General features: G+C 70.9%; 25 protein-coding genes. 16 read left to right on the top strand and 9 right to left on the bottom strand.

The window, feature by feature from the left end; genetic code table 11:
* Positions 1-32: 32 nt before the first annotated feature.
* The gene (locus ACIQTP_RS04940; protein ID WP_403396357.1) at positions 33-1,256 is read right to left on the bottom strand and encodes a thiolase family protein; all 1,224 of its coding nucleotides are present in this window, start codon (positions 1,254-1,256) and stop codon (positions 33-35) included.
* On the bottom strand, positions 1,249-2,973 hold the full coding sequence (gene paaN / locus ACIQTP_RS04935; RefSeq protein WP_403396355.1) for a phenylacetic acid degradation protein PaaN: 1,725 nt from the start codon (positions 2,971-2,973) through the stop codon (positions 1,249-1,251). Before paaN ends, ACIQTP_RS04940 begins: the two co-directional genes overlap by 8 nt.
* Before the next feature lie 147 nt (positions 2,974-3,120).
* Here paaN and paaI point away from each other — a divergent pair, with 147 nt between their 5' ends.
* Both paaI and paaK read left to right on the top strand, forming a co-directional pair.
* The gene (gene paaI, locus ACIQTP_RS04930) at positions 3,121-3,510 is read left to right on the top strand and encodes a hydroxyphenylacetyl-CoA thioesterase PaaI (RefSeq protein WP_403397257.1); all 390 of its coding nucleotides are present in this window, start codon (positions 3,121-3,123) and stop codon (positions 3,508-3,510) included.
* On the top strand, positions 3,507-4,862 hold the full coding sequence (gene paaK / locus ACIQTP_RS04925) for a phenylacetate--CoA ligase PaaK (RefSeq protein ID WP_403396352.1): 1,356 nt from the start codon (positions 3,507-3,509) through the stop codon (positions 4,860-4,862). The genes paaI and paaK overlap by 4 nt, the downstream gene beginning before the upstream one ends.
* Before the next feature lie 76 nt (positions 4,863-4,938).
* Here paaK and ACIQTP_RS04920 read toward each other — a convergent pair whose 3' ends face one another.
* Entirely contained in the window at positions 4,939-6,108 is a 1,170-nt protein-coding gene (locus ACIQTP_RS04920) for a S1 family peptidase (RefSeq protein ID WP_403396349.1), read from the bottom strand.
* Between the two features lie 200 nt (positions 6,109-6,308).
* On the opposite strand from ACIQTP_RS04920, the gene ACIQTP_RS04915 reads away from it, so the two are divergent.
* Positions 6,309-7,955, top strand: a complete 1,647-nt coding sequence (locus ACIQTP_RS04915) for an APC family permease (protein WP_403396347.1) — start codon at positions 6,309-6,311, stop codon at positions 7,953-7,955.
* Positions 7,956-7,999: 44 nt separating this feature from the next.
* Here the strand turns inward: ACIQTP_RS04915 and ACIQTP_RS04910 are convergent, their stop codons facing one another.
* Entirely contained in the window at positions 8,000-8,581 is a 582-nt protein-coding gene (locus ACIQTP_RS04910) for a TetR/AcrR family transcriptional regulator (RefSeq protein ID WP_403396344.1), read from the bottom strand.
* Positions 8,582-8,733: 152 nt separating this feature from the next.
* On the opposite strand from ACIQTP_RS04910, the gene ACIQTP_RS04905 reads away from it, so the two are divergent.
* From ACIQTP_RS04905 to ACIQTP_RS04895, 3 genes are all read left to right on the top strand, one after another.
* On the top strand, positions 8,734-9,765 hold the full coding sequence (locus ACIQTP_RS04905; protein ID WP_403396341.1) for a medium chain dehydrogenase/reductase family protein: 1,032 nt from the start codon (positions 8,734-8,736) through the stop codon (positions 9,763-9,765).
* 94 nt (positions 9,766-9,859) lie between these two features.
* On the top strand, positions 9,860-10,438 hold the full coding sequence (locus ACIQTP_RS04900; protein ID WP_403396339.1) for an ester cyclase: 579 nt from the start codon (positions 9,860-9,862) through the stop codon (positions 10,436-10,438).
* A 146-nt stretch (positions 10,439-10,584) separates the two neighbouring features.
* Complete coding sequence (locus ACIQTP_RS04895; protein WP_403396337.1) at positions 10,585-11,793, top strand: PP2C family protein-serine/threonine phosphatase; 1,209 nt, start codon at positions 10,585-10,587, stop codon at positions 11,791-11,793.
* 10 nt (positions 11,794-11,803) lie between these two features.
* Here ACIQTP_RS04895 and ACIQTP_RS04890 read toward each other — a convergent pair whose 3' ends face one another.
* The 3 genes from ACIQTP_RS04890 to ACIQTP_RS04880 form a co-directional block, all read right to left on the bottom strand.
* A complete protein-coding gene (locus ACIQTP_RS04890) occupies positions 11,804-12,064 on the bottom strand; it encodes a hypothetical protein (RefSeq protein WP_054232522.1) in 261 nt (86 codons plus the stop codon).
* A complete protein-coding gene (locus ACIQTP_RS04885) occupies positions 12,051-12,317 on the bottom strand; it encodes a DUF6400 family protein (RefSeq protein ID WP_403396333.1) in 267 nt (88 codons plus the stop codon). The genes ACIQTP_RS04890 and ACIQTP_RS04885 overlap by 14 nt, the downstream gene beginning before the upstream one ends.
* A 132-nt stretch (positions 12,318-12,449) precedes the next feature.
* Positions 12,450-13,154: a GAF and ANTAR domain-containing protein gene (locus ACIQTP_RS04880; RefSeq protein ID WP_403396330.1), complete on the bottom strand. Its 705-nt coding sequence runs from the start codon at positions 13,152-13,154 to the stop codon at positions 12,450-12,452.
* 258 nt (positions 13,155-13,412) lie between these two features.
* Here ACIQTP_RS04880 and ACIQTP_RS04875 point away from each other — a divergent pair, with 258 nt between their 5' ends.
* The 4 genes from ACIQTP_RS04875 (at position 13,413) to ACIQTP_RS04860 (ending at position 15,185) form a co-directional block, all read left to right on the top strand.
* On the top strand, positions 13,413-13,673 hold the full coding sequence (locus ACIQTP_RS04875; protein WP_403396327.1) for a WhiB family transcriptional regulator: 261 nt from the start codon (positions 13,413-13,415) through the stop codon (positions 13,671-13,673).
* A 111-nt stretch (positions 13,674-13,784) separates the two neighbouring features.
* Positions 13,785-14,219 (top strand): ATP-binding protein, encoded by a 435-nt coding sequence (locus tag ACIQTP_RS04870; RefSeq protein ID WP_402033412.1) that lies wholly within the window; start codon positions 13,785-13,787, stop codon positions 14,217-14,219.
* 97 nt (positions 14,220-14,316) lie between these two features.
* Positions 14,317-14,658, top strand: coding sequence for a hypothetical protein (locus ACIQTP_RS04865; RefSeq protein ID WP_403396324.1), 342 nt, complete (start codon positions 14,317-14,319; stop codon positions 14,656-14,658).
* Positions 14,659-14,849: 191 nt separating this feature from the next.
* Positions 14,850-15,185 carry a hypothetical protein gene (locus ACIQTP_RS04860; RefSeq protein WP_402033406.1) on the top strand — a complete coding sequence of 112 codons (336 nt, stop codon included), beginning with the start codon at positions 14,850-14,852 and terminating at the stop codon, positions 15,183-15,185.
* Between the two features lie 86 nt (positions 15,186-15,271).
* On the opposite strand, the gene ACIQTP_RS04855 is transcribed toward ACIQTP_RS04860, so the two are convergent.
* Positions 15,272-15,730 carry an ATP-binding protein gene (locus ACIQTP_RS04855; protein WP_403396321.1) on the bottom strand — a complete coding sequence of 153 codons (459 nt, stop codon included), beginning with the start codon at positions 15,728-15,730 and terminating at the stop codon, positions 15,272-15,274.
* Positions 15,731-16,133: 403 nt separating this feature from the next.
* Between ACIQTP_RS04855 and ACIQTP_RS04850 the strand changes: the two genes are divergently transcribed.
* The 3 genes from ACIQTP_RS04850 to ACIQTP_RS04840 all read left to right on the top strand — a co-directional run bounded on the left by ACIQTP_RS04850 (position 16,134) and on the right by ACIQTP_RS04840 (position 18,701).
* On the top strand, positions 16,134-17,036 hold the full coding sequence (locus tag ACIQTP_RS04850) for a lamin tail domain-containing protein (RefSeq protein ID WP_403396319.1): 903 nt from the start codon (positions 16,134-16,136) through the stop codon (positions 17,034-17,036).
* A 106-nt stretch (positions 17,037-17,142) separates the two neighbouring features.
* Positions 17,143-17,736, top strand: a complete 594-nt coding sequence (locus ACIQTP_RS04845; RefSeq protein WP_403396317.1) for a helix-turn-helix domain-containing protein — start codon at positions 17,143-17,145, stop codon at positions 17,734-17,736.
* A 92-nt stretch (positions 17,737-17,828) separates the two neighbouring features.
* The gene (locus ACIQTP_RS04840; RefSeq protein ID WP_403396315.1) at positions 17,829-18,701 is read left to right on the top strand and encodes a class I SAM-dependent methyltransferase; all 873 of its coding nucleotides are present in this window, start codon (positions 17,829-17,831) and stop codon (positions 18,699-18,701) included.
* A 388-nt stretch (positions 18,702-19,089) separates the two neighbouring features.
* On the opposite strand, the gene ACIQTP_RS04835 is transcribed toward ACIQTP_RS04840, so the two are convergent.
* Positions 19,090-19,980: an LLM class F420-dependent oxidoreductase gene (locus ACIQTP_RS04835; RefSeq protein ID WP_403396312.1), complete on the bottom strand. Its 891-nt coding sequence runs from the start codon at positions 19,978-19,980 to the stop codon at positions 19,090-19,092.
* Positions 19,981-20,121: 141 nt separating this feature from the next.
* On the opposite strand from ACIQTP_RS04835, the gene ACIQTP_RS04830 reads away from it, so the two are divergent.
* From ACIQTP_RS04830 to ACIQTP_RS04820, 3 genes are all read left to right on the top strand, one after another.
* Complete coding sequence (locus tag ACIQTP_RS04830; RefSeq protein ID WP_403396309.1) at positions 20,122-20,388, top strand: family 43 glycosylhydrolase; 267 nt, start codon at positions 20,122-20,124, stop codon at positions 20,386-20,388.
* Between the two features lie 347 nt (positions 20,389-20,735).
* Positions 20,736-22,556 (top strand): enoyl-CoA hydratase-related protein, encoded by a 1,821-nt coding sequence (locus ACIQTP_RS04825; RefSeq protein WP_403397255.1) that lies wholly within the window; start codon positions 20,736-20,738, stop codon positions 22,554-22,556.
* A gap of 49 nt (positions 22,557-22,605) precedes the next feature.
* Complete coding sequence (locus tag ACIQTP_RS04820) at positions 22,606-23,694, top strand: hydrogenase expression protein HypE (RefSeq protein WP_403396307.1); 1,089 nt, start codon at positions 22,606-22,608, stop codon at positions 23,692-23,694.
* Positions 23,695-23,776 lie beyond the last annotated feature (82 nt).

The following is a 23,776-nucleotide window of genomic DNA, read 5'->3' as shown; positions in this document are numbered from 1 at the left end:
CTCCTCGACCAGCGGGGACTCGTCCGCGGCGCTCACACGCGCTCCACGAGCATCGCGACGCCCTGGCCGACCCCCACGCACAGGGTGGCCAGGCCCCGGCGGGCGTCCGCGCGCTCCAGCCGGCCGATCAGCGTGAGCAGGATGCGGGCGCCGGAGCAGCCGAGGGGATGGCCGAGGGCGATGGCACCACCGTCGACGTTGACCTTCTCCTCGTCGAGCTTCAACCGCCGCATCACCGCGAGTGCCTGCGCGGCGAAGGCCTCGTTCAGCTCGACCGCGTCCAGGTCGCCGCTCTCCAGGCCGGCCCGGGCGAGGACCTTCTCGGTGGCGGGGACGGGGCCGAGCCCCATCAGGTTGGGCTGTACGCCGGCCGAGGCGGCGGTGATGATCCGGGCGCGCGGGATGAGGCCGTACCGCTCGACGGCCGCCGCGCTCGCCACCACCAGCGCGGCGGCGCCGTCGGACAGCGGCGAGGCGGAACCGGCCGTGACGATGCCGTCCGGCCGGAAGATGGTCCGCAGGGTGCCGAGCTTGTCCAGGGTCGTGCCGGGGCGCGGACCCTCGTCGCGTGTGACCTCGCCGTCCTTCACCCGTACCGGCACGATCTCGCGGTCGAAGCGGCCCGCCTCCTGCGCGGCCACCGCCCGCTGATGGCTGCGCAGCGCGAAGGCGTCGGAGTCGGCGCGGGTGATGCCGTCGAGCGCGGCGACCTCTTCGGCGGTCTCCCCCATCGACAGGGTCACCTTGGCCGTCTCGGGGCCCGCGCCCGCCGGTACGGCCCGGTCGGCGGCCGTGAAACGCGGGTTGGTGAAGCGCCAGCCCAGCGAGGTGTCGTGCACCTCGCCCGGCTTGGCCCACGGGGTGCCGGGCTTGGCCATCACCCAGGGCGCGCGGGTCATCGACTCCACACCGCCAGCGACGACGAGGTCGGCCTCCCCGGACCGGATCGCCTGGGCCGCGCTCGCGACCGCCGTCAGCCCGGACGCGCACAGCCGGTTGACGGTGTAACCGGGCACGGTGTGCGGGAGGCCGGCGAGCAGCACGGCCATGCGTGCCACGTCCCGGTTGTCCTCACCGGCCTGGTTGGCCGCGCCGAGGATCACCTCGTCCACGGCCTCGCCCGGTACCCCGCTGCGCCGCACCGCCTCGCCGACGACCAGAGCCGCCAGGTCGTCCGGCCGTACGGAGGCCAGTGCGCCTCCGTACCGGCCCTGCGGGGTGCGGGCGCCGTCGATCAGAAAGATCTCGTCAGGCATCTGCGGACTCCTCGGTGTGTTCCTCGGCGGTGGCGGGCCGACGCGACTGGAGCGTGGCGAAGCGGCCGGTGACGAAGGCGGGGTCGGAGAGGGTGGCGCTGGCCGCCGGGTTGGCGGCGCTGCCGTGGAAGTCGCTGAAGGCCGCGGACTGGTTGACGAAGACGCCGCCGGTGAGGTTCTCCGACAGGTGCACTCCCGCGTCGAGGGCCGCCAGCTCGGTGGCGGTGAGTACGTCCTCGTCGGTGGAGTGGACGGCGGCGGTCAGCGCGCCGTGTGCGCGCACGGTCTCCCGGAAGATCCGCAGGCTGTGCTCGGTGGAGTCGGTGCCGATCACGAAGGAGACCGGCCCGAACCACTCGCGCGTGTAGGTCTCCCGGTCGGCGTCCGCGTCAAGCCGGGCCACCAGCGGGGTACGGACGACCGCGTCCGGGTGCTCGGGGTGCTCGACCGGCGCGGACGCCCGCACCGTACGACCGAGCCCGGCCGCCTCCTCCAGCCGCTCCCGCACCCCGTCGTTGACGATGGCCCCGAGCGTGCCGGCCGCGCGGGCGGGGTCGCCGAGCAGCTTGTCGAGCGCCGCGCCGAGGTCGGCGGCGAACTCGTCGGCGGTCTTCACGCCCTGGTCGGTGGCGAAGCCCTCGCGGGGGACGAGGAGGTTCTGCGGGGTGGTGCACATCTGCCCGCTGTAGAGGGCCAGCGAGAAGGCCAGGTTGCCCAGCAGCCCGCGGTAGTCGTCCGTCGAATCCAGGACGACGGTGTTCAGGCCCGCCTTCTCCGTGTACACGGAGGCCTGGCGGGCATGGCTCTCCAGCCAGTCGCCGAAGGCGGTGGAGCCGGTGAAGTCGATGACCCGTACGTCCGGGTGGAGGGCGTACGCCGAAGCCGTACGTTCCTCGGCGCTCTCCGCCGCGAGGATCACCAGGTTCGGGTCGAAGCCGGCCTCGGCCAGCACCTCGCGCGCGATCCGCACGGTGATCGCCAGGGGCAGGACGGCGCCCGGGTGCGGTTTGACGACGACCGGGTTGCCGGTGACCAGACTGGCGAAGAGACCGGGGTAGCCGTTCCAGGTCGGGAAGGTGTTGCAGGCGATCAGCAGCGCCACGCCGCGTCCGACCGGCGTGAACTTCTTCTCCATGACCAGCGGACCGCCCTTGCGCTGCGGCTTGCTCCAGCGGGCCGCCCCCGGATGGCGCTTCTGCTCCGCCCAGGCGTACGCCACCGCCTCCAGACCGCGGTCCTGAGCGTGCGGTCCGCCCGCCTGGAACGCCATCACGAAGGCCTGGCCGGTGGTGTGCTGCACGGCGTGCGCGATCTCGAAACTCGCGGCGTTCAGCCGGGCCAGGATCTCCGTCGCCGCCCCGGCCCGGGCGTCGGGGCCCGCGGCACGCCAGGAGCCGGTGGCGGCCTTCGCGGCGGCCACGGCCTCGTCCGGTGCGAGGCGGGGGTAGGTGACACCGAGCGGGAAGCCGTACGGGGAGGTCTCCGTGGCGGAGGTCGTGCCGCTCGCCGGGTGGCCGGGCAGCTCGAAGTGGCCGCCCAGCCGCTCCTGGAAGGCCGCTTCCCCGGCCTTCGCCGCGTCCTCCCCGTACACCGACTTGCTGGGCGACTCCGGATACGGGGTCCAGTGGCCGCGGCTCGCGGTGGCGGCGACCGCCTGCTCCAGCAGGGCGCGGTGACGGGCGAAGAAGTCCGGACGCTCGGGGAGGTTCTGGGGCATGCGTTCCACCTCTTGACAGGCAGTGGTGATGCTGGATTACTAGGCCGTGCCGCACGCTAACCGAATGTTCGGTCGGGACACAAGGTGGTGAAAAAAGTGACGCAGGCCACAGGAGCGACATCGGCCGGGGCGACGCCCGCCGAGGCGATGTTCGCCGCGGACGAGGCGTCCCGGGCGCTGGGCATCGAGCTTCTCGAGCAGGGTGAAGGCACCGCCGTGCTCCGGATGACCGTGACGCCGTCGATGGTGAACGGACACGGGATCGCCCACGGCGGCTATCTGTTCCTGCTCGCCGACACCGCCTTCGCCTGCGCCTGCAACAGTCACGGACCCGTGACCGTCGCGGCCGGGGCGGACATCGACTTCGTCGCCCCGGCGTACGAGGGTGATGTCCTGGTGGCCACGGCACGGGAGCGCACCCGGTTCGGTCGCAGCGGCATCTACGACGTGAGCGTGCTGCGCGGCGACGAGGTGATCGCGGAGTTCCGCGGACGCAGCCGCAGTATCAGAGGCACGACGACGAAGGAGTCGCGATGAAGACCGCAGAGACGGCCGGCGCGGCCACGGGACCCCGCCCGGCCCGCCTGGGAGAGCCGCTTCCCCAGGATCTGCTGGACGAGGGCGAGCGCCTCACCCGCGAGCAGCTGAGGGAGCTCCAACTCGACCGGCTGCGGGCGACGTTGCGACATGCGTACGACAACGTGGAGCTGTACCGCAGGAAGTTCGACGAGGCCGGGATCAGGCCCGACGACTGCCGCTCCCTGGAGGACCTGTCCCGGTTCCCCTTCACCACCAAGGCGGATCTGCGGGAGACGTACCCCTTCGGCATGTTCGCCGTCCCGATGGCGGACGTGCGGCGCATTCACGCCTCCAGCGGCACCACGGGCCGCCCCACGGTCGTCGGATACACCGAGAACGACCTCTCCATGTGGGCCGACATGATCGCCCGCTCCATCCGCGCGGCCGGCGGTCGTGCGGGCCACAAGGTGCACATCTCCTACGGGTACGGCCTGTTCACCGGCGGCCTGGGCGCGCACTACGGCGCCGAGCGTGCCGGCTGCACGGTGATCCCCGCCTCCGGCGGCATGACGGCCCGCCAGGTGCAGATCATCCAGGACTTCGAGCCCGAGATCATCATGGTCACCCCGTCCTACATGCTCACCCTGCTCGACGAGTTCGAGAGGCAGGGCGTCGACCCGCGTACGACCTCCCTCCAGGTGGGCATCTTCGGGGCCGAGCCGTGGACGGAGGCGATGCGCCGTGAGATCGAGGAGCGCATGGACATCCACGCGGTCGACATCTACGGCCTGTCCGAGGTGATCGGCCCGGGTGTCGCGCAGGAGTGCGTCGAGACCAAGGACGGGCTGCACGTGTGGGAGGACCACTTCTACCCCGAGGTGGTCGATCCGTTCACCGGCGCCGTGCTGGCCGAGGGTGAGGAGGGTGAGGTGGTCTTCACCTCCCTCACCAAGGAGGCCCTGCCGATCATCCGCTACCGGACCCGCGATCTGTCCCGGCTGCTGCCCGGCACCGCCCGGCCCGCCTTCCGCCGCATCGAGAAGATCACCGGCCGCTCGGACGACATGATCATCCTGCGCGGTGTGAACGTCTTCCCCAGTCAGATCGAGGAGATCGTGCTGCGCACACCCAGTGTCGCCCCGCACTTCCAGGTGCAGCTGACCCGGCGCGGCCGGATGGACCACATGACCGTCCGCGTCGAGGCGCGTCCCGGGGCCGGGACCGAGCAGCGGGAGGCGGCCGCGAAGGCGATCGCCCAGGGCGTCAAGGACGGCGTGGGTGTCACCGTCGAGGTGGCGATCGTCGACCCGGAGACCCTGGAGCGCTCACTGGGCAAGCTCCACCGGGTGAAGGATCTCCGTCAGCAGTGACTTGCCGGTGTCCGCGGGAGCGTTTCTCCCCGACTGCGGGCCGAGTGGGGAACGTTCGGCCCGCGGCCCGTGGATGTCAGGCGGTGACGAGGGTGAGTCCGTATGTACTGAGGATCTCGTTCACGGGCTGGAACCAGGTCTGGCCGCCGCTCGTGCAGTTGCCCCAGCCGCCCGAGGTCACACCTTGGGCCTGGTCGCCGGTGATGAACGAGCCGCCGGAGTCGCCGGGTTCGGCGCAGACGCTGGTGCCGGTGAGGCCGTAGACGGATCCCTGGCTGTAGTTGACGGTCTCGTTCTGGGTCAGCACGGTGCCGCAGTGCCAGTGGGTGGTGGAGCCGGAGCGGCAGACGGACGAGCCGACGGGGGCCACGGCCGAGCCGCGGACGAGTACGTCGCTGACGGTGCCCCAGCCGAGCACCACCGGTACGGTCCACCAGCCGTTGCCGATCCGGATGTACGAGTAGTCGTTGCCCGGGAACGACGATCCGGCGAAGGTGCCCATCGCCGAGCCGTCCCAGCCGGCCACGGAACTGCCGGCCGAGCCGCAGTGCCCGGCGCTCACGAAGCCGCCCACCACGGAGAAGCCTATGGAGCAGCGGGTGTTGCCGTTGATGTAGTAGGGGTCGCCGCCGACGGTGCCCGCGGAGAACGTGCGAGGCGCCTCCGCGGTGGCGGAGGTGTGGACCGTGAGCAGACCTGCCTCGCGCGCCGGCGCCAGGAACGCCGTCACCGCGGCACTGTGTTCCGCGCCCTTTCGGACCTCGGCCACCAGGCTGCTGGTACGGGGGTCGACATGCCAACTGCGGACGGCTGTGGGGGCGCCGTCCGACGTGGCGGTGTCGTCGAGGGCGGCCTTGGCCGTGTCCAGCGTCCGGGCGGTGTGCGTGACCCGTACGACCGTGGCGCCGGTGGCTCGTACGGCGTCGGCCGCGGTGCCCGTGTCGGTGACTCCGACGACGAGGGTGCCGCGCGCCGGGTCGTACCAGGAACCGCCGAACGTCCGCCCCGCCGCTCGTTCGGCCCGCGGTGCGAGCTTCGCGGCGGCCGCTTCACGCGCGCCCCTGGCGCGGGCCTGCGACGCGGTGAGGCCGAGGTCCCGTTGCATGGCGGTGACCAGGCCGGGGGAGAGGGGGCGGGGACTGGGCGGTTGTGCCGTCGCCGTCTCGACGGGCAACAGCCCCAGAGTGCAGGTGCCGAGGGCCAACAGGACGGACAGGCCCCAGCGAAGACGCGTAACACGTCGCATGGGTGAACCCCTTCCATTCTCAACTGCCTTAGAAGGTATGGACCTTTGGGGTTCAGTGTTGGAAACGTGTTGCGTGCATGTCAATGGTTGTCGACGCGATACGGACTCGTCATGCCGCTCGTGCTCGTATCACTCGGACGTTAAAGTGTCGATATCGCGGCATTGCGACGTACGTCCCCTTTGGTGCGGGGGTGAGGGTCATGGGCGCTACCGAAGCGGCACCCGCCACCCATGCCGGGCCTCCCGGCCTGAGGCGAGAAGTCGGATTCATCGGGCTGATCTGGGCCTCGGAGGGGTCGATCATCGGGTCCGGCTGGCTGTTCGGCGCGCAGGGCGCCCTGGCGGCGGCGGGCCCGGCCGCGATCATCTCCTGGGGGATCGGCGGCGTCGTGATCCTCATCCTGGCGTTGGTGCATGCCGAACTGGGCGGCATGTATCCGGTGTCCGGCGGTACGGCCCGCTTCCCGCACTACGCGTTCGGTGGCGCGGCGGGAGCGTCGTTCGGCTGGTTCTCCTGGCTCCAGGCGGCCACGGTGGCACCGATCGAGGTGCTGGCCATGATCACGTACGGCCAGCACTACTCATGGGCCAACGGCTGGCTGAAGACCCAGGGGGGCCAACACATCCTGACCGCTTCCGGGATCGCCGTCGCGGTCGGGCTGATGGCGGTGATCACCGCGATCAACTTCCTCAGCATCCGCCTGCTGGCCCGCACCAACAGCGCGGCGACCTGGTGGAAGGTCGGCATCCCGCTGCTGACGATCTTCGTGTTCGCCATCGCCCAGTTCCACGTCGGCAACTTCACCGCCGCCGACGGGTTCAACCCCTACGGCGCGAAGGGCATCCTGTCCGCGGTCTCCTCCAGCGGCATCATCTTCGCGCTGCTCGGATTCGAACAGGCCGACCAGCTCGCCGGTGAGAGCGCCAACCCGAAACGCGACATCCCGCGCGCGGTGATCGGCTCGATCGTGATCGGCGCGATCATCTACATCCTGCTTCAGGTCGCGTTCCTCGCCGCGCTTCCCGCCTCCCAGATCCAGGGCACCTGGGCCACCGCCGCCTTCAACACCCTGACCGGTCCGTTCGCGCAGGTCGCCACGGTCATCAGTCTGGGCTGGCTGGCCGCGGTCCTCTACCTCGACGCGGTGGTCTCGCCCGCAGGCACCGGCCTGATCTACATCACGGGCTCCTCGCGGGTCTCCTACGGACTCAGCCGCAACGGCTATGTGCCGTCGTCCTTCGAGGCGACCACCCGGAACGGGGTGCCCTGGGCCGGCCTCATCGCCGCCTTCGTGGTCGGCTGTGTGTGTTTCCTGCCGTTCCCGAGCTGGCGCTCGCTGGTGGGGCTGATCACCAGCGCCAGTGTGCTGATGTACGCCGGGGCGCCCCTGTCCTTCGGGGTCTTCCGCCGCCGCCTCCCGAACGTCGACCGCCCGTACCGGCTGCCCGGCGGCGGCTGGATGTCCCCGTTGGCCTTCGTCGTCGCCAACTTCCTCATCCTGTGGTCGGGCTGGACCACGGACTGGAAGCTGGGCATCGCGATCCTGATCGGCTACGTCATCCTCATCGCCAACCGCGTGTTCAGGATGAACCCGCTCACGCCCCAACTCGATCTGCGTGCGGCCCAGTGGCTCCCCGCCTATCTGATCGGCATGGGCCTCATCGTCTACGCCAGCGACTTCGGCCCCCTCAAGCACCCGTGGTTCCCCTTGTGGTGGGACATGGCGGCGGTCACGGTCCTCAGCCTCGCCATCTACTACTGGGCCATGGCGGTGGCCCTCCCCGCGGAACAGATCCAGCGCATGGTCGACCAGGTGGTCGTTCCGGAGGAGGTCGCGCCTGACTGAGTACGAGGAGCGGGGCGTCGGCGGTCCTGCGAACAGGCATCTCGTCAGCGCGGCGGCAGGGCGTCCAGTTCGGCGGCGAACATCACGGCGGGGTCGAAGCCCATCCCGGTGAAGTGGCCGGCGAGTTCCAGGGACAGCACTCCGTGCAGCCGGGTCCAGAAGGTCAGGGCCCGGCGCAGGGCCTCGGGGCCGTCCGGGGTCGGCGCGGCGCAGGCGTCGAGCAGGGTCGTCATGATCTCTGACGCGATCCCCGTGACGTCGTCGGGCGCGTGGTAACCGGGGACGGGCGTGCCGTAGACGAGGAAGTACCGCTGAGGGTCGTCCAGGGCCCACCCGCGCAGGGCATGCGCCAGTGCGGCCAGGTCGGCACCGGACGCGGAGGCCGCGCGGAAGGTGTCGGCGAGGCTTCGGTACGCCTCCCTGACGAGCTCGGTGATCAGCTCGTCGCGCCCGGCGCAGTACCGGTAGAGCGCGGGCCCGCTCATGCCCATCTGCTTGGCGATCGCGTTGAGGGAGAGCGCGGAAGCCCCTGCCGTGGCGATCTGCTCCCATGCGCGTTCCCTGATCTCCGCACGTACGTGGGCGCGGTAGCGCTCGCGCGGGGTCTGCGTGCCCGTGTCGGCCATGGCCTGCCACCTTTCCGCAGTCGGGAGGATTATAGATTCAAGATGCAGTTAGAAGGTATCACGAAAATTCTTGACTCTCTCATTCCTGCTGCGTTATAACTTCTAACGAACGCAAAAGTGAGTAACCGACGCGGAGCGCAGTGGAGGTCGTCATGAACGCCGAAGGACTCGTCGAGGTCGTACTGCCGGGCAAGGTGGAGCCGGAAGAGCTGGAGATCCGGCACGGAGCCGTCCCCGCCGCGGGCCCCGGCCAGGTCGTGATCCGGATGGAGGCGACCGGGGTCTCCTTCGCGGAACAGCAGATGCGCCGCGGCCGGTACTACGACCAGCCGGCGTTCCCGTTCGTGCCCGGCTACGACCTGGTCGGCACCATCCTCACGACCGGCGAGGGCGTCGAGCCCGGTCTGGCCGGCACCCGGGTGGCCGCGCTGGTCAAGGTCGGCGGCTGGGCGAGCCACGTGCTCGTCGACGCGGCGGACGTGGTGCCGGTGCCGGACGGGATCGGCGCGGCGGAGGCGGAGACCATGGTGGTCAACGGCATCACCGCCTGGCAGATGCTGCACCGCAAGGCACGCATCCGTGCGGGGCAGACCATTCTGGTCCACGGTGCCAACGGCGGCGTCGGCTCGGTCCTGGTCCAGCTCGCCCAGGCCGCGGACGTGAAGGTGATCGGCACGGCGTCCGCGCGCCACCACGACGGGCTGCGGGAGCGGGGTGTCATCCCCGTCGACTACCGCACCGAGGACGTGGCCGCACGGGTTCGCGAGCTCGCTCCCGGCGGGGTGGACGCCGTCTTCGACCACGTCGGCGGCCGCAGCGCGGTCGACTCCTGGCACCTCCTGGCGCCCGGCGGCACGCTCGTCTCGTACGGCAGCGCCTCCACCCGGGACGACGAGGGGTCCAAGCAGTGGCCCGTGCTCAAGCTGCTCGGCCGGGTGTGGCTGTGGAACACGCTGCCCAACCGCCGCCGCGCCTACTTCTTCAACGTCTGGGCCGGGCGGGCCCTGGCCAAGGACCGGTTCCGGGCCCGGCTGCGCGCCGACCTCACCGAGGTCTTCGAGGCCCTCCAGCGCGGTGACGTCACCGCCCAGATCGCCGCCCAACTGCCCCTCACCCGCGTCGCCGACGCCCTGCGGCTGGCCGAGTCCGGCACCGTCGCCGGGAAGGTCGTGCTGAACCCGTAGCGGGTCCTTCCGTAACCGCCGATCGCGCACCTTGCCGCCGAGCGCACACCTTTCCCCCGCAATCCCTCTCCCACCCGAAACACGAGGATCCGCCATGACCGCCACCCCCGTGACCCCGAGGCGCCACCGGGCACGGCTGCTGGTCCCCGCGGCGATCGCCGCTCTCGCCTTCACCGCCACGACGGCCGCCGCGGCCACCTCACCGACCACCGCGGCCGACCGGACGGTCACGGCCCACGACCGCCGCGGAGCCGAGCGGAAGCCGAAGGCGATGCTCGACGCGTGGCTGCGGCTCTGGAACGGCGATTCCGCCCAGGCCCCGGGCATCATCTCTCCCGGCTTCCGGGTCCACGCCGCCCTCCTCGGCGGCGGTGACGGCAGCTCCATACGGGGCGTCGACGGCCTGGTGGCCTGGATCGGCCAGACCCGCGCGGCATTCCGCGACCTGCGCTTCACCATGGAGGTCCCGCCGCTGGTCGACGGCCGCTACGCGTCGGTGCGCTGGACAGCCACCGGCACCTACGCCGGCGGTTTCCCCGGCGCCAAGGCCCAGCCGGGGACCGTGGTCACCTTCACCGGCACCGACACACTCCGCATGCGGGACGGCAAGTTCGCGGAGTACTGGGTCAACACCGACACCCTGAGCCTGCTCACCCAGCTCCAGGCACTCTGAAGCACGCCCCCGAGACAGGGGCGGTCACGGGTGTGTCGTCGGCGATCCGATGCCTGACATGCCGTTGAGTGGAGCAATGACCGGTACGCCGTGCCGAGGCCCACCAGGCTGGGCGTCTTGCCGAAACCGTGTGCCGGGAGCTCCGTGTGAACAGGCTGCATCAAACGAGGTGGCGGGGCCGCGGCGCGGAGGCGGAGAGCGCCGCACCGCACCCGAACAGCACGGGCCGCTCGCTGCCGGCACCGCCCCTGTGGATGCGCTGGCTACCCCTGTTCTACGTCGCGGCCGTCCTGGCGATCGAACCCATCACGCCCGTCGAGTGGCCGGTGAGCTTCCTGCTGATCGCTCTCCCGTTGGTGGCCGCCTTCGCCCACGGCCCCGTGATGGTCGTCTGTGTCACCGTCTTCGCCGTGGCGCTCGAAGGGGTTCTGGCCGGTACCCCGTGCTGCGCCGGACGTTCCGTCGGCTACCTGTGGGATCGCCACTACGTGGCCGCCTACTTCTGCACCGCTCTCATCGGCACCCTGGGAACCATCCTGGCCGTCAGCCGGATGAGACGGGAGCGCACCCTGGCCACCGTGCGCTTCGTGGCCGAGATCGCCCAGCGCGTCCTGCTCAGGCCCGTTCCGCACCGCGTCGGCGACATCCTGGTGGAGAGCTTCTACCTCTCCGCCGACGCGGAGGCACGCGTCGGCGGCGATCTCTACGAGGCGGTGCCCACGACGTACGGCCTCCGTCTCGTGATCGGCGATGTCCGAGGCAAGGGGCTGTTCGCCGTGGAGACCGCCGCCGCCCTGCTCGGCGCCTTCCGGGAAGCCGCCCACGACGAACCCGACCTCGCAGCCCTGGCGGGCCGGGTGGAGACCAGCATGAGCCGCCGGGCCGCCGACTACGCCGCCAGCGACATGGCCGAGCGCTTCGTCACCGCGGTCTTCGCGGAAATCGTGACCCCCGACCGTGTCGTGCGGATCGTCAACTGCGGCCACCCGCCCCCTCTGCTCATCAGCGCCGCCGAAGTCACCGAACTGGAGACGGACCGGTCCTCACCGCCCCTCAACCTCGGCGTGCTCGTAGGAGAGCCGTACCGCGCCGACGAACATCCCTTTCGGCCGGGCGATCAGATCCTGCTGTACACCGACGGCGTCACCGAGACACGCGACCGGGACGGCGCCTTCTACCCGCTCGCCCAGCGCATCCGCTCCTGGGGCGTCCTCCCGCCCCGGGAACTCCTCGACCGGCTCCACCACGATCTGCTCGCCTACAGCGGCAACCGTCTCCACGACGACACAGCCGCACTCATCGCCTCTTACGTCCCCCACGAACCGCGGGTACCCACCGACCCGCACGCCCTGTGACCGGGAGCGATCAGCGAGGATCCGGGCGGCCGCTCGTGATGCGGTTCCACAGGGAGCGGGTGGCACCGAAGCCGCTCTCATGGACCCACACATGCGTGCAGGACGGGCACTGCAGGTGGAGCAGGCTGCCGGTGTTGGAGAGCAGATAGCGCCAGTGGTCGGAGCAGGTGCGCCGTTGTTCGCACGGTGCGCACCCGCGACTGTCGTTGCAGTTCGGGCAGCTCACCCAGGCGCGGCGCCCGCGGTCCGCCTGCGGGTCAAGCGGCAGCATGGCCGCCTCCGCGCCGGGGAAGCACGCCGGCCGCGACCAGGTCGTCGTACAGGCGTTGCTGCTCCTCGTCGAGACCGGAGTACAGCAGGTCGTACGCGGCCTCCTCGCCGCGCATGACCTCCATCGGGTCCCAGTCGGGGCCGAGGGCGGCCAGGACCTGGGCCTGTCGTCGCACCTCCTGTGCGGTGAGGTCGACGGGGAAGTCGACCAGCGCGGGGGTGCCGTCGGAAGGCGGGGGGGTATGTGGGGCCATGAAACGAAACTTAGGTATGCCTTCTTTGCCGGGGCAAGAGGGGGTGGCCGAAGTCACAGCAGGTCGGCGACTGTTTCGGCGGCCTCCGCCGGGTCGCTCGTCCCGGATCGCGGCCCGTTGCGCCCGGAGCGGTCAGCGGGGCTTTTCGCCGGTTTCGCAGATGCGGCGGGCGATCTCGCGCAGTTTGATGTTGTGGTCCTGGGACGCCTTCTTGAGCAGCTTGAATGCCGAGTCCTCGGACAGCTTGTAGCGCTCCATGAGGATGCCCATCGCCTCGCCGATCTCGTGGCGGGTCTCCAGGGCGTCACCGAGCTGCTGATGCGTACGGGCCGCGGAGAAGGCCACGGCCGCGTGCGAGGCGAGGATCCAGCCGGCCCGCTGCGCGGCCTCGTCGAAGGTGTGCGGCCGGCGGGAGTACAGGTTGAGGGCGCCGAGCTCGTCGTCCTCCGTGAAGAGGAGGAAGCCCATCACGCTCCCCATACCCAGCTTCCTCAGCTCGGGGGCGAAGTGGGACCAACGCTCGTGCGGCTGGCTCAAGTCCTCGATGGTGTAGACCTGCTGACGGTCGGTCACGGCGTCGAAGCACGGGCCTTCCCGCAGGTCCTGCTGGATCTGGTCCGCACGTCGCACCACGTCGCTCGTCGCCGCCAGAGGATGCACCTCGCCCCGCCGCACGGTGAGGATGCCGGCGTCGTCGCAACCGTTGATCAGAACGGTCGCATGTTCCACGATGCGGTCCAGTGTGTCCTGGACCGACTCCTGGGCCAGCAGATCCCGCGCCATTTCCGCCAGCGCGACGGCGAACTGCTCCCAGACCTCGCCGGGCTCGTGCGACATGTGCCACCTGCTTGTTCGTCGAAGCGCCGACGCTGCTCATCTGCGGTCCCATCTTGCCACTCGGGCGTCCCCGCCGCGCCGAACGGGCATGTGGGGGCGCCGTGCCCGTACACGGCTGTCCGCGTTGTTCCGCGCTCAAACGGTGCTGTCCACACGAAACCGGCTGTTTCGCAGGTGCGATCAAGGGTGACCCGAAGGAGGACCGAAGTCCCACGAACAACAGATCGCGCAAGACCATCGCGATCGTAGGAGGCCCCCATGAACGACTGGCGCGAGTCCGCGGCCTGCCGGAGCGTCGACCCCGATCTGTTCTTCCCCATCGGCAGCACGGGCCCCGCGCTGCCGCAGGTCGAAGAGGCGAAGGCCGTCTGCCGACACTGCCCCGTCCGTGAGGAGTGCCTGAGCTGGGCGCTCGACACGGGGCAGACCATCGGCGTCTGGGGCGGTACGAGTGAGACCGAACGACGCGCGCTGAGGCGGCGTACGGTCGCCCGCAGGTCCCGGGACGCCGGATCGTAGGGACGCGGTCCCGAAGGGTGGGCGAAGCCCGCGCGGTGCGAGGACGCCCTGTGCGACGACGCGTGGCGCGATGAAGAGCAAGACATCCCGCCGACGAGACCGGGAGGCGCGATGGAAAGCGACCCGAACGGGGACGAGAAGGTGCCGGGCGACGAGCCCCAGGGACTCACCAGCACCTTCCCCGGACAGCTGCGCAACGTGACCGACGCCCGCCTCGTGGCGGACGAATATCTGTGCGAACTCGCGCGGACGTCACCGCCCGGAGCGGCCGAGCACTGGGACGACATCCTGCTGGTGGTGACGGAGTTGGCCGCCAACACGGTCCAGTACGCTCCCGGCCCCTTCGAACTCCGGATCCGCCCCACCTTCGACGGCGTGCATGTCACGCTCCGCGACAGCAGCACGACGCCGCCCGCGCCTCGCCGCGTAGACCCGGCCCATGGCGCGGGCGGAATCGGCTGGCACCTCCTCCACGCGCTCTGCCATCAGGTGAGCGTCGTGGTGCGGCCCGACGGCAAGGACGTGCACGCCTTCCTGCCCTGGTGAGCGCTTCTTCGCCGCCGGCAGGTGTCGGTTCGCGTGACCGGGGCACACGGGACTGCCGAAGGACACATCAGCCCCCGCACCTGAACGAGGTGGAGCAGTGAGCCTGGAGCAGCACCGAGCGTCCGGTCCCGTCGACGACATGGTTGGCGAGGTGCCGGAGCCCTCCGGCGAAGAGCGTGCCGCCTGGGCGCGGGTACGCCGCTCGGCCACGGGAATGGGGCACCACGAGGCGAGGTCCGCGCTGGCCGCCGCACGGAAGGCGGCTCACAGTGGTTCGCTCACCGGCCGGGACGCGGTCGTCGCACGGGCGGAGGTCGAGGAGTGGGAGCGGGTCACCGGGACGCTCGCCGACCACGCCGGACCCTACGACCCCGCCGACGACCCCTTCGTCCAGGGCGAACAGGACGCTCGCGCACAGACTCTCCCGCACCAGCGGTGAACGGGACCGGGGGAGTGCCCCGGAGCAGCCCGACCGCATTGTCAGTGCCCTCGGCAACAATGCCGAGCAGCGAGAACGTCACCGCTCCCGGCGGTACGCGATCGAACCCGCCTGTCGAAAGGCCGCCCGCACATGACGCCCGCTCTCCGACGCCGCGCCGTGCCGCGAGCCCTGATCGGAGCCCGCTGACGATGCTCCGATCCCTCCCGCGTACGCCCGCTCCACTCGGCCCCGGCGGTGCCGAGGTCCTGCGTCTGATCACCGTCCAGCGTGTTCCCGTCTGCCTCACCGTGCATGCCAACGGGCGGCGCCGCTACGGCTACTGGCAGCCCCTCAGTTCCGGTTCCGGGCGCGGTGGTTGTTACGTGGCCCTGCCCACGGACGAGTGCGACGCGTTGCACGCGGCGGGCCGGATAGAGCTGGGCGACCCGGTGGTGGATCCGGCGAAGACCACATATCCGGTGCGCCCCGTCGTGCGACGCGCACCTTCCGCGACAGGCACGCCCCGGCAGGCCCTCACCGCGTGAACTCGTTCCGGCGGCGGCTGACCAAAGGAGTTCGACGGGGGTCGTCTTCCTGTCGTCCCAGTCCCAGTCGCAGTCCTGGTCCAGTCCTACTGAGGTGAGAGTGCTACGACGGCCGTGATGCGCTTGCCGCCGGCGCGGAGCTCCGCGATGGTGATGTCGCGGGCGAGGCGGCAGATGATCGGCCAGCCATGACCTCCGATCCTCATGGATCCCGGCTCGTCGGGCTGCTGTGCCGGCGTGGGCAGTTCCCGGCTGTGATCGCTCACCGACAGGCGTACTTCCCGGTCGACCAGCATCACCTCGAACTCGGTGACACCGCCGCCGTGCAGCATCGCGTTGGTGGTGAGTTCCGAGGCGACGAGCAGGGCGTCGCCGACGGCGAGGTCATCGCCCGCGTTGCCGCGCCCGCCGGACCGTCGTACGCCTTCTTCGAGGGCGTGCCTGACCGCCTCGCGTGCCTCGGCCGGACTGCGTGGTCCGGGTGAACGCAGCCGGCCGGGGGCGGTTGCGGTGTCGGGGGAGTTCGTCTGGTGCTCCGCACACATGCCTCTCTCCTCTGCGCTCTACGACTACGCCTGACCTGGGAAGCTCAGCCCAAACCTGTCCGATGGGGCCGGATGCCCTCCGGGGGTCGTGATCCACTTTCGGGTGATGGCACGGTCGAGCGTGGAGGGGCGGAGCGTCACGGGGACTCGTCCGAGGCGTGTGCCCGCAAGGGAAAGCCCTCTGAAGAAACGCTAAAACGTCGCATTCAGGACATAAATGGACGATGCATGTGAGTGTCACGGAAATATGGATGATCGGTAACAGCACTCATGTATCGCCTGAATCGTCCAGGGGTGGGAGCAATGTGTGCGCGTCGGCCAGCAGGCCGCACACCCGCACACGCACCCCGGAACGGACCGCGTCGGACGGCCGCGGGATGCCAGCACCCAGTAGGAGGGCTTTGTGTCCGCTTCTGCGTTTGTGAGCGTTCGTCGTCTTGCCGCCGTCGCGTTGACGGCGGTGGCGGTGGCCGGGGCGGCGGCGCTGCCGGCGTCCGCGGCCGACCGCACGCCACACCATGCTGCCGTGGGAATCGCCGACGTGCAGCACGGCTTCGTGGGCCACGGGGTCCGCTCCAACCGGTCGCTGAACAGCGAGTGGGTGGAGGTCATCAACAGCGCCCGCCGTGCGGTGAACCTGAGCGGCTGGACGCTGTCGGACCGTGACGGTCACACGTACACCTTCCACCACTACCGGCTGGACGGCCGCTCCGTCGTCCGTGTCCACACCGGCATGGGTCGTGACAACTCCCGCGACCTCTACCAGGACCGCCGCGCCTCCGTGTGGGGCGACCGCTCCGACACGGCCGCCCTGCGCGACGAGCACGGCCGCCTGGTCGACACCTTCTCCTGGGGCGCCCGTCACGCCGGGAACCGCGACGGCGGCTATCGGGGTGAGCGCGGTGTCGAGTACCGCGGCGAGCACGGTGGCCGTCGTGACGTGGGTGGCCGTCACGACGTTGGTGACCGTCGTGACGGGGGTGGGCGTCATGACGTTGGTGGGCGTCACGACGTGCGTGGCCGCCATGACGTGGGTGGCCGTCATGACGTGGGTGACCGCCATGACGTTGGTGACCGTCATGACGTGGGTGACCGCCATGACGTTGGTGACCGTCGTGACGTGGGTGGGCGTCACGACGTGGGTGGCCTTCACGACGTGGGTGGGCGTCATGACGTGGGTGACCGCCATGACGTTGGTGACCGTCACGACGTGGGCGGGCGTCACGACGTTGGTGACCGTCACGACGTTGGTGACCGTCATGACGTGGGTGGGCGTCACGGTGAGGGTCACGGCGGCCGCCGTTGATTCTGTTCCGCCGCTGACCGTATAGCCGTACGGCGGCTCGACCGGCATGGTGAAGGGCCCCGCCCTGGTGGCGGGGTCCTTGCCGCGCAGGCATACGCTGTTGCCCATGACGCAAGACGCTGGTGAGCTGGACAGCCTCGTACGCAAACGCATCCGTGCCCTGCGCGTGGCCCAGGGCTGGTCCCTGGAGGAGCTGGCCGCCCGCGCCCGGGTCAGCCAGTCCACGCTCAGCCGCATCGAGAACGGCCGGCGCCGCCTGGCCCTGGACCAGCTCGTCACCCTCGCCCGCGCCCTGGACACCTCCCTCGACCAACTGGTCGAGACCGCCGCGGACGACGTCGTCTCCAGCCCGATGATCGACGCGGCCCATGGGCTGATGCGCTGGCCCATCAAGGCAGAACCCGGCATGACCGTCGTACGCCAGCGCATGACCGACCCGCCGCCCGACAGCCCCTCGCGCATGCGCGCCCACCCGGGCCGCGAATGGCTCGTCGTCCTCTCCGGCACCGCGAGCCTGCTCCTGGGCAACCGGCGCTTCCGGATCGAGACCAACCAGGCGGCGGAGTTCCCCACGATGCTCCCGCACGCCATCGGCGCCGAGGGCGGACCGTGCGAGATCCTGGGCATCTTCGACCGCGACGCCCGCCGCGGCCACCAGCGCGCCGAGGCCGTCGGTAAGGCGAACCGCCCGTCATCGTGACCGTTTGCGCGTTCCGCAGTCCAGTCGGCCATCGTCTTGCGCGTTCGGCAACCCGCCAGGTCGCACGCGGACGACCCGCTTAGCGTGGGCGCATGAACCACCCCTCCCCGCACACAGCGCACCACGGCGCGCACCATGTTCACGAGCACGAGCACGACGCAGGCGACCAGGCGGAGATCCTCGACCTGGACGCGGAAGTACTCGCCGAACACATCGCGTCCATCACCGCCTGGCTGCCCATCGGGACCAGCCCCCGCCGCATCGTGGATCTGGGCTGCGGGACCGGAGCCGGCACGCTCGCTCTGCTCGAGCGTTTTCCCGAGGCGGAGTTGACGGCCGTCGACCTCTCGGCCGCCCACCTGCACCGCCTGCAGGAGAAGGCGGCCGCAGCCGGAGCGGCCGACCGCGTACGCATCGTGCGGGCCGACCTCGACGCGACGGCGTGGCCCGAACTCGGCACGCCGGAGCTGGTCTGGGCATCGGCCTCCCTGCATCACATGCCCGACCCCGACCGCGCCCTGCGCCGGATCCACGACCTGCTGGCACCGGGCGGGTTGTTCGCCGTCGTCGAGCTGGCGGGCTTTCCCCGGTTCCTGCCCGAAGGCGCGCCGGAAGACGCTCCCGGTCTGGAGGAGCGCTGCCATGCCGCACTCGGCCACCACCACGCCGAGCAGGTCCCCCACCGCGGCGCAGACTGGGGGACCAAGCTGACGAAAGCCGGCTTCACCGTCGAGGGCGAACGCACCATCACCGTCGACCTAGGCCCGCCCCGCACCGACGCGGCGGGCCGCTACGCACTCAGCGGTCTGCGTCGCATGCGCGGCAGCGTGGCATCCGCCCTGACGGCCGAGGACCTGACCGCTCTCGACCGGTTGCTCGACACCGACAGCCCTCACAGCATCGTGCGCCGCATCGACCTGGGTGTGCGCACCGAACGCACGGTGTGGGCCGCACGCCGCGCCTGACCCTCGCCGCCCCGGATACCGGGCGGTCGGCGTTCCGAGCGGCCGTCGGGGCGCCGTTACGACGTGCAGGCTTGTCGCCGATCGTGTCGGCTTTCCGCAGGCAGTCCGGTCCGGCGTCCACGCCGGAGGCCAGCGGCCATGGGAGGGTCCCTTCAGAGGAATGCGGGCGCGACTGGGCGAGGGGCAGAGGAAGCGGGGTGGCCGACCGGTCAGTACCAGGGCTGGTCGACCGCCTGGACCGGCTTCTTCCGACGGCCGGCGACGAGGCCGCCGGCCGCCCGCCGCCACGAGGGACCGGCCCCCGGATCGATGGTGCAGCGCGTTACACCATGTGAGCCACCACGCAGGGCGCCAGGCGCCGGCAAGACCCTGGAAGCGCGGGGAAGAGTCAGAGCAGGATGCCCGCCAGTCGGCGCCACTCCTCGCGCGGAAGGGAGTCGGGGGTCTGTTCGGTCACCACCTGGAGCGCCACATGGTCCGCGCCCGCCGCGTGGAAGGCCTCGACACGGGCGCGGATACGGTCCTCGTCGCCCCAGGCGAAGAGCGCGTCCACGAGGCGGTCGCTGCCGCCGTCCGCGAAGTCGGACTCGGCGAAGCCCAGCCGCAGAAAGCTGTTGGTGTAGTTCGGCAGCGACAGGTAGAGGGCGAGGACGCCCCGGGCGAGAGTGCGGGCGCGGTCCGGGTCCGTCTCCAGGACGACCTTGAACTCCGGTGCCAGCAGCGGGACTTCGCCCAGGATCTCGCGGGCCTGCGTGGTGTGCTCCGGCGTCACGAGGTAGGGGAGCGCGCCGGCGGCGCGGTCGCGTGAGAGCTCCAGCATCTTCGGGCCGAGGGCGGCGAGCATCCGGCGTCCCGCGGGCACTCCCCTCGCGTCCAGCGCGTCCAGATACGCGACCATGCTCGCGTAGGGGCGGCGGTACTGGTCCGTGATCTTGGCGTGGCTCACCCCGAGGCCGAGCACGAAGCGGCCGAGGTGGGCCGTCTCCAGTTCCGCGAAGGCCGCCGCGCTGGCGAAGGCGTCCTGCGTCCAGATGCTCTGGATGCTGGTCCCCACGATGAGCCGCTCGGTCGCCGCGAGGAGCGGCGCCGCGTTCTTTGCTGTGCTGCTGCCGCCCAACCAGGCGGCGCCGAAGCCGAGTTGCTCCAGCTCGGCGGCGGCCTCGGCGCGCTCGCCACGCCGCTGCGGATCCTCCGAGCGCAGGCCCACGCTCCAGATGCCGTACCGCCCGACGGCCTCCTTCAGCGAGCGGACCTGGCTCTCGGTCGTGACGTCGTTCATCGATTCCGATCCCTTCGGTGTGGACGGGCGCTCGGCGGCAGAACCACCGTTGCCTGCGAACGTGTTCGACACTACGGTCCTCTTCGACCACCCGCTCTCGATCTTCACCCGCTCTCGACCATCGCCCGTCTAACGAGACGTATGCGGCAGCGGACCGCGCAGACCGTCCGGAACCCGGTCCTCGCCGCCTCGCATCCGGACCCGTCCATCCTCCGCGTGGGAGCCGATTTCTACCTGGCGACCTCTACGTTCGAGTGGTGCCCGGGGCGGCGACCTGGACAGCACCCGCTTGCTCGACCTGACCGGGGGTACCCCGACTCCGGCGGCGTGTGGGCGCCGAACCTGAGCCACGCGGACGGCTCGTTCCACCTCGTCCACAGGTCACCGTCGCCCGCTCGCGCACCCTGACCGGCCCCTACGAACACGACCCCGCGGGCGCCTGATCACCACCCGCCACCACCCGGACCTGCCCACCAGAGGGCCGGGCACGGCAGCCTGGTGGGCTTCTCGGCCGGCCTGTCGTACCTCGCCCACCTCGTCGCCCGGCCGTACGCGCGGCATGGACTCCTGGTCCGGGAGACCGCAGGGCCTAGGTCCTGTCGTTCGGATCAGGCCGTGGGGCCGCCGGGTGGCGGGTAGGCGTCCGCTTTCGGGTGACCCCTCAGCCTGTCGTCGAGGCCCGGCGGTTCGGCGTGTCCGAGCATCGCAGTCGACCGGGGCGTCGCCGCCCGCACCGTCCGCCGCCGGAGCTCGCCGTGCACATCCTGCTCGTGGCCAGCGCCTTCAACAGCCTCACCCAGCGCGTCCACGTCGAACTGCGCGACCACGGGCACACGGTCGCGGTGGAACTCGCGCTGCCCGAGCGCCCGTTGGCCGAGGCCGTCCGACGGCACGCACCGGACCTCGTGCTCGCGCCGATGCTGAAGACGGCGATCCCCCGCGAGGTGTGGGCCGCGTACCCGTGCTTCATCGTCCACCCGGGGCCCTTCGGGGACCGGGGGCCGTCCTCGCTGGACTGGGCGATCCAGCGGGGCGCCGACCGATGGGGAGTGACGGTCCTTCAGGCGGACGAGGACATGGACGCCGGGGACGTCTGGGCGTCCGTCGACTGCGCGGTCCCGCCGGTGGGCAAGAGCGACCTGTACCGGGGTGAGATCGCCGACGCCGCGCTCACGGCCGTCCTGCTCGCCGTGGAACGCTTCGCCTCCGGAACGCACACCCCGCGCCCGCAGGGTCCGGCCCACGCCGAATACACCCCGGTGCGCATCCGCCCGTACCTCGACCAGAGCGTCCGGCGGATCGACTGGGACGCCGACTCCACGGAGACCGTCCTGCGCAAGCTGCGCGCGGCGGACTCGCAGCCCGGCGTGCTGGACGTGCTGTGCGGCGCCGAGTGGTATCTGCACGGCGGCCACCACGAAGGCGGCCTGCGCGGCGCCCCGGGGGAGTTGCTGGCCACCCGGGCCGGGGCGATCTGCCGGGCCACGACGGACGGTGCCGTCTGGATCCCCGAGCTGCGGCGCAGGCGCCTCCCGGGACAGCCGCCCACGTACAAACTGCCGGCCGTGCAGGCCCTCGGCGACCGGCTGCCGTCCCTGCCGGAGCTCGCCGCACCGGATCGCGCGGACCCGCGCCGGCGCACCTGGACGGACATCGGGTACCGGGAGGAGGGGAGCGTCGGAGTTCTCTCGTTCGCATTCCCCGGCGGAGCGATGAGCACCACGCAGTGCCGACGCCTTCTCGACGCCTACCGGCAGGCGTGTGCGCGGCCCACCTCGGTGCTGGTGCTGGGCGGGCAGCGGGACTTCTTCTCCAACGGAATCCACCTCAACGTCATCGAGGCCGCCGAGGACCCCGCCGCCGAGTCCTGGGCCAACATCAACGCCATCGACGACCTCGTCGAGGCGGTCCTGACCACCACGGACCGGCTCGTGGTCTCAGCCGTCGCGGGCAACGCCGCGGCGGGCGGGATGATGCTCGCCCTGGCCGCCGACGAGGTCTGGTGCCGCGCCGGCGCCGTACTCAACCCGCACTACCGGCTCATGGGCCTGTACGGCTCGGAGTACTGGACGTACACACTGCCGCGCCGCGTTGGAGCGACGACGGCCGGCCGGCTCCTGGGCGAGGCCCTGCCGATGAGCGCGGCGAGCGCCCGCGACCTCGGGCTCGTCGACCGGGTGGTCGACTGCGCTCCCGGGGACTTCGCCGCGGAGGTCGGCCGCCTCGCGGCCCGGCTGGCGGCACTGCCGGGATCACCGTCCCGGATCGCCGCGAAGAAGGCCGAACTCGAACGCCAGGAGTGCGGCGAGCCCCTGGCCGCCTTCCGCGAGCGGGAGCTGACCAGGATGCGCCGCACCTTCGACGACCCGGACGCCTCCTATCACGCCCTGCGCCGCGCGTTCGTCCACAAGCGACGACCGGAATCCACCCCGCCGCACCTCGACCTCGCGGCGACCACGGCCGCCACAGCCGCCAGGACACAGCCGGAGGCCGGCCGGTCCGCGCGGGCGCTTGTCACTGGAACGGCCCAGGAAGACCTCTCACGTCGGCCGGATGGCTGGTACCAAGAGAGCTGATGGTCGAAATACAGGCTTTTGTCCCTCACCTCCCCGAGGAGGCGGTCCCATGACAGCGGCGACACCCAGTACGGCCGGCGCGACGAACGCCGGTGGTGCGCCCGCCGACGAGACGCCCACGATCCACATCCTCTGGATCAACGCCGGGCTGAGCTGCGACGGCGACTCCGTCGCGCTGACGGCGGCCATGCAGCCGAGCATCGAACAGATCGCGCTCAGCGATCTGCCGGGTCTGCCCAAGATCGCCGTCCACTGGCCCCTCATCGACTTCGAATGCGGTCCGGTCGGCGGCGCGGACACGTTCATCGAGTGGTTCTTCAAGGGGGAGCGGGGCGAGATCGACCCGTTCGTGCTGGTCGTCGAGGGGTCCATCCCCAACGAGTCGATCAAGCCCGAGGGCTACTGGTGCGGCTTCGGCGACAACCCCGAGACCGGCCAGCCGATCACGACCAGCGAGTGGATCGACCGGCTCGCACCCAAGGCGCTCGCCGTCGTCGCCATCGGCACCTGTGCCACGTACGGCGGCATCCACGCCATGGCGGGCAACCCGACCGGCGCGATGGGCGTCCCCGACTACCTCGGCTGGGAGTGGAAGTCGCACGCGGGCATCCCCATCGTCTGCGTCCCCGGCTGCCCCATCCAGCCCGACAACTTCGCCGAGACGCTGACGTACCTGCTCTACCAGGCGGCCGGCTCCGCACCGATGATCCCCCTCGACGACAAACTGCGCCCGTCCTGGCTGTTCGGTGCCACGGTGCACGAGGGCTGCGACCGCGCGGGCTACTACGAGCAGGGCGAGTTCGCGACGACCTACGACTCGCCCAAGTGCCTGGTGAAGCTGGGCTGTTGGGGCCCGGTCGTCAAGTGCAACGTGCCCAAGCGGGGCTGGATGAACGGCATCGGCGGCTGTCCGAACGTCGGCGGCATCTGCATCGCCTGCACCATGCCCGGGTTCCCCGACAAGTTCATGCCGTTCATGGACGAACCTCCGGGCGCGAAGTTGTCCTCCAAGGCCAGCGGCGCCTACGGCGCCGTGGTCCGCAGACTCAGGTCGCTCACGATCAACACCGTGGACAAGGAGCCGAAGTGGCGCCACACGGGAGACAAGATCACCACCGGATACCGGCCGCCGTGGTGAACCCCCGCCCCACCTGAGACGCAGCTCCACCACCCCGTCCACACCCTCCCGGACCACCCGCGCGAAGAAGGGCACGACACAC

The organism is Streptomyces sp. NPDC090798 (assembly GCF_044768965.1).
Taxonomy (GTDB): Bacteria; Actinomycetota; Actinomycetes; order Streptomycetales; family Streptomycetaceae; genus Streptomyces.
This window is presented reverse-complemented; position numbering and strand designations above follow the sequence as displayed.

Excerpts from the sequence above, each read along its gene's own strand:
- ACIQTP_RS04940 (WP_403396357.1), bottom strand. The coding sequence starts at position 1,256 with ATGCCTGACGAGATCTTTCTGATCGACGGCGCCCGCACCCCGCAGGGC.
- paaN (WP_403396355.1), bottom strand. The coding sequence starts at position 2,973 with ATGCCCCAGAACCTCCCCGAGCGTCCGGACTTCTTCGCCCGTCACCGC.
- paaI (WP_403397257.1), top strand. The coding sequence starts at position 3,121 with ATGTTCGCCGCGGACGAGGCGTCCCGGGCGCTGGGCATCGAGCTTCTC.
- paaK (WP_403396352.1), top strand. The coding sequence starts at position 3,507 with ATGAAGACCGCAGAGACGGCCGGCGCGGCCACGGGACCCCGCCCGGCC.
- ACIQTP_RS04920 (WP_403396349.1), bottom strand. The coding sequence starts at position 6,108 with ATGCGACGTGTTACGCGTCTTCGCTGGGGCCTGTCCGTCCTGTTGGCC.
- ACIQTP_RS04915 (WP_403396347.1), top strand. The coding sequence starts at position 6,309 with ATGGGCGCTACCGAAGCGGCACCCGCCACCCATGCCGGGCCTCCCGGC.
- ACIQTP_RS04910 (WP_403396344.1), bottom strand. The coding sequence starts at position 8,581 with ATGGCCGACACGGGCACGCAGACCCCGCGCGAGCGCTACCGCGCCCAC.
- ACIQTP_RS04905 (WP_403396341.1), top strand. The coding sequence starts at position 8,734 with ATGAACGCCGAAGGACTCGTCGAGGTCGTACTGCCGGGCAAGGTGGAG.
- ACIQTP_RS04900 (WP_403396339.1), top strand. The coding sequence starts at position 9,860 with ATGACCGCCACCCCCGTGACCCCGAGGCGCCACCGGGCACGGCTGCTG.
- ACIQTP_RS04890 (WP_054232522.1), bottom strand. The coding sequence starts at position 12,064 with ATGCTGCCGCTTGACCCGCAGGCGGACCGCGGGCGCCGCGCCTGGGTG.
- ACIQTP_RS04885 (WP_403396333.1), bottom strand. The coding sequence starts at position 12,317 with ATGGCCCCACATACCCCCCCGCCTTCCGACGGCACCCCCGCGCTGGTC.
- ACIQTP_RS04880 (WP_403396330.1), bottom strand. The coding sequence starts at position 13,154 with ATGTCGCACGAGCCCGGCGAGGTCTGGGAGCAGTTCGCCGTCGCGCTG.
- ACIQTP_RS04875 (WP_403396327.1), top strand. The coding sequence starts at position 13,413 with ATGAACGACTGGCGCGAGTCCGCGGCCTGCCGGAGCGTCGACCCCGAT.
- ACIQTP_RS04870 (WP_402033412.1), top strand. The coding sequence starts at position 13,785 with ATGGAAAGCGACCCGAACGGGGACGAGAAGGTGCCGGGCGACGAGCCC.
- ACIQTP_RS04860 (WP_402033406.1), top strand. The coding sequence starts at position 14,850 with ATGCTCCGATCCCTCCCGCGTACGCCCGCTCCACTCGGCCCCGGCGGT.
- ACIQTP_RS04855 (WP_403396321.1), bottom strand. The coding sequence starts at position 15,730 with ATGTGTGCGGAGCACCAGACGAACTCCCCCGACACCGCAACCGCCCCC.
- ACIQTP_RS04845 (WP_403396317.1), top strand. The coding sequence starts at position 17,143 with ATGACGCAAGACGCTGGTGAGCTGGACAGCCTCGTACGCAAACGCATC.
- ACIQTP_RS04840 (WP_403396315.1), top strand. The coding sequence starts at position 17,829 with ATGAACCACCCCTCCCCGCACACAGCGCACCACGGCGCGCACCATGTT.
- ACIQTP_RS04835 (WP_403396312.1), bottom strand. The coding sequence starts at position 19,980 with ATGAACGACGTCACGACCGAGAGCCAGGTCCGCTCGCTGAAGGAGGCC.
- ACIQTP_RS04830 (WP_403396309.1), top strand. The coding sequence starts at position 20,122 with ATGCGGCAGCGGACCGCGCAGACCGTCCGGAACCCGGTCCTCGCCGCC.
- ACIQTP_RS04820 (WP_403396307.1), top strand. The coding sequence starts at position 22,606 with ATGACAGCGGCGACACCCAGTACGGCCGGCGCGACGAACGCCGGTGGT.